At 58.3% G+C, this 3,534-nt stretch carries 2 protein-coding genes and 1 pseudogene; all 3 read right to left on the reverse strand.

Annotation, left to right across the window (positions count from 1 at the left end):
- The coding region (locus tag HYX42_RS18800) for a calcium-binding protein (protein ID WP_293406001.1) at positions 1–2,322 on the reverse strand (2,322 nt) is incomplete at its 3' end.
- Positions 2,319–2,813: a hypothetical protein gene (locus HYX42_RS18805; protein WP_293406003.1), complete on the reverse strand. Its 495-nt coding sequence runs from the start codon at positions 2,811–2,813 to the stop codon at positions 2,319–2,321. The genes HYX42_RS18805 and HYX42_RS18800, both read right to left, overlap by 4 nt.
- Positions 2,810–3,534, reverse strand: a pseudogene (locus HYX42_RS18810) (hypothetical protein); the annotation flags it as partial. The gene HYX42_RS18805 and the pseudogene HYX42_RS18810, both read right to left, overlap by 4 nt.

Genomic DNA, 3,534 nt, shown 5'->3' on the forward strand with positions numbered 1-3,534 from the left:
GAGCTTGTCTGCGCCGCTGCCGCTGAAGCTGAGGGTGATGGTGTCGCCGGCCTTGGCGGCGCTGGCGAGGTAGGCGGTGTAGGCCTTGCCGCCGCCTTTCTGGATGGTGCTGCCCTGGCCTTGCAGGCTGGCGGGGTCGAACGCGAGGTCGTTCCAGGCGTTCGCGCCTGAACCTTCCTTGATGATCAGCCGCTGGGTTGCGTCCAGTTTGATGCCCAGGTAGCCGGCGCCGCCGGTGGCTGCGGCATAGTCGAAGTTGTTGACGGTGATGGTGTTGGCCTGGTCCGTTCCCTTGGTGATGACCAGTCTCTTGCCTGTGGAGGATGCGCTGTCGTCGTAGACGGCGTAGTTCAGGTAGTTGCCCTCGGCGTCCCTGGCTTGCCATACGTTGCGGTAGCCGGTGGTTTTACCGCCGGTGGCGGCGTTGCCATCGATCAGGATGCGCCCGCTGTTGTCGGAATCGGTGATGGTGTCCTTGCCCCAGGGACCTTCGAAGCGGTAGCTGTCGCTACCGGCACCTCCCTCAAGGATGTCGTTGCCGGCTTCACCGCTGAGCTGGTCGTCATCCGAACCACCGAGAAGGGTGTCGTTTCCGTCTCCGCCGTAGAGGCTGTCGGTGCCTGCGTTGCCTTCGAGGTAGTCGGCGCCGCCTTTGCCGTCGATGAAGTCGTTGCCTGCACCGCCGTAGAGGTCGTCTTCGCGCGATTCTCCTTCAAGGATATCGACTGCGTCATTTCCAAATATGACTTTGCGCGCCACAGTGCCTGAGTTGGGTACGCCTACCCGCACGGCTAGTGTCTGACCGCTTTCAGCATCCGAATAATCGACGCTCTCCCTGCCTTGCAGCAGCAGCCCACTAGCAATGTCTTGATTGTTGCGATCGACGAACACACTTAGCATCGCGGCTCGATCGGCTATCCATTTGTCGGTGTAGTTCGACGCGACATGTCCAGCTTGCAACGAAGCCTTGTCAGCAAGCCAGGCATGATACTTATCGCCCCAGGCGGCAGACTGCCACAGCGATTCGATCGCGTTGATTCCGTCTTGGCCGACCGGACTAAGGACGAAGGGCGAGAGCGTTTGCAGTGTGGCGATTTCTTCGAAGCCGATGCGGGCTTTGGCTTGGGTGGCCAAGTTGCTTCCCGCGAGGCTGATGGTTACTTTGCCTGACAGGACTTGGAAGGCGTTCGCCTTGATGAGTTCGTCGAGCTTTTCATGGTAGTCAACGCGATTAGGCGCATTGTCTGGGCCGATGTCACCAACCAGTGTTGCCGTGAAATTGCCTACGCCAAAAACCATGCTGCGCACACTATCCAGAACGCCCTCGTAGCTCGCCTTCACGTTGTTCGAGCCTGCCCGGATGATGTCGTTCAGTTTGGCAAACGTCATCGAGCCATCAAGCTTCTCCAGCGCGACGCCAAGCGCAAGCAAATCGGTTTGCTTGTACATCGCGTGATTGCTGGCGCCTTCGGTCGAAAGACCTTCCTGGTTCAACGCAACGCGTCCCCCGTACTGATTAAAGCCGGGCGCCAAAAAGTAAGCGTCCGCCACGCTATTCGTGGTCAAGCTGATGCCGTTTTGCGCGTAGTAGTTGGCCTGCTTCGCTGCTACCTCATTGAAGCTTCCTGTCAAGCCAAGCAGCTGGGCGATCTGATCGAAGCTGGTTTTCACGTTCAGGGCCGCGACATTGCTAAAGCCCGCGCTGTTGAAAGTGCTGACAGCCTGCACACCAAACTGATTGCCAAACAAGCGAGTGAATGTGGTGGCCAGGTAGCCACCCAGGCTGTGACCATTGACACCTGTGATGGTGCTGACATCGATAGTCGGACCAGTACGGACGATTGGTTCGGCTACCAAAGAAAAGGCGTTGTCGGAGATGACCTCTCCTGTCACCGGGTCTATGGTGGTGGCGCCGTACTGAATTTGCCGAACAACGGTCGCCGATTCAGGGGCGGTTATGCGCAGCCACCAGTTCACCATTGCGACAATTTGGTCCTTTGGCACACCGGTGGCAGCCAAGGAAACGTCGTCAGCGAGGTCTGCAGCGCCTTGCGTACCGCGCATGGACACGTAGGTTTGACCCTCGTATTCCGTGCCGGATTTGCCACGCCAAATTACTGCGTCAAATCCGGGGCCCAAGGGAGTGGGTGTTTCTATGCTGTTTAGGACGTCAAAGTTGCTTGCCAGAAAAGTGGCTTGCGCAAGGGTCATACGCGATTCGAGTTCACCTAATAGTTGCTCCTGTGTCATTCCTTCGGTCACAGGTCGATAGGCTGCGTCGGCTAGCAGCGCATTGATGTAAGCGGATTCAATCTGTTTCATTGCGCACTCCCTTGCTTTACTAGTTTGTCGATATCTAAACGATTCATGGCGTTGGGAACTGGTGGAGAACATGAATGAACGCCCCCCAATAACGCGGTGCCGGCGATCCGCCCACCCTTTGTGCGTAGTATTTCGTAGGTTAGAAATGGCTCACCTGTATCAGCGTTGAGATAGGTGATTTGTTGCGCGTCAATGTTTATCCAGTAGCCCAGAAGATCAACGTACCGGGTTTCGGCCCTCTTGGCTCGTTTCACTTGACTTGCGCCTGGACTTAGCTTCACTACCGCACGCTCTTGACAAAGCTTTTCAAACTGCCGCATCCCCACAATTTCATCCACGAAGGGTCCCACCAAGAGTAGCGGCAACATCAACAAACGTAGCAGCCAGCTCGCATAGAGTTTCAAGCCGAACCAGCGAGGAATCTTGATGGTGAGGGAGACCGTCAACAGAAGCCAGAAAATGGCGGCCCCCAAGAAAATCGAACCGATCATGTACTGCTCCTGCCGACATCTGTGATTTGAGACGCGCGACACAACGGAGCACTATCCATCCGCCTCCCGGGCCTTTTTCTGTCCGCAAGCCGCGCGGAGTACGCGTGAGCACTTTTCTCTTTTTGATGCCCTAAGCGCCGTTGAGAAGCGCGCTTTTCAGCCCTGCGGCGCCATTTTTCGTTTTTGAATCGGCCTGTAGACCCTAGCCGACATGCGCTGGCAGCTATCGAATCAATAGCAACTCCGCGCGCGTCCTCCCCATCCAGGTGATCCGCCCCATTGGCGCTTGCATCCAGCGCGATGCTGGATTCGTCACCCATCAGCAGGTCGTTGCCCGCCCCGCCGTACAGCACGTCGTCCTTGCCGCCGCCAACGAGAGTGTCATTGCCCTCCTCGCCATCCAGCTCGTCATTGCCCCAGGCCGCAGGGTCAGTGGCTGCGCTGCCGGCGAGGCGCGCGGCCTCCTGGTCGCCCCACAGCTGGTCGGCACCGTCACCACCATCGATGAAGTCATCGCCGTGGCTTGCACCATCCACGGTGTTGAGGTAGCCGGCCTTGACGGTGCCGTCGCCATCGATGTTGTCATTGCCCTGGCCGCCTTCAAGGATGTCGGCCCCGGCCATCCCGCTGATCTGATCGTCGCCCTCGCCGCCGTCAACCAGGTCATCGCCCCAGCTGGCGATGACCTGGTCGTCTCCGGCGCCGGCGTCGATGACGTCGC

Source organism: Polaromonas sp. (assembly GCF_016185115.1).
Taxonomy (GTDB): domain Bacteria; phylum Pseudomonadota; class Gammaproteobacteria; order Burkholderiales; family Burkholderiaceae_C; genus Polaromonas.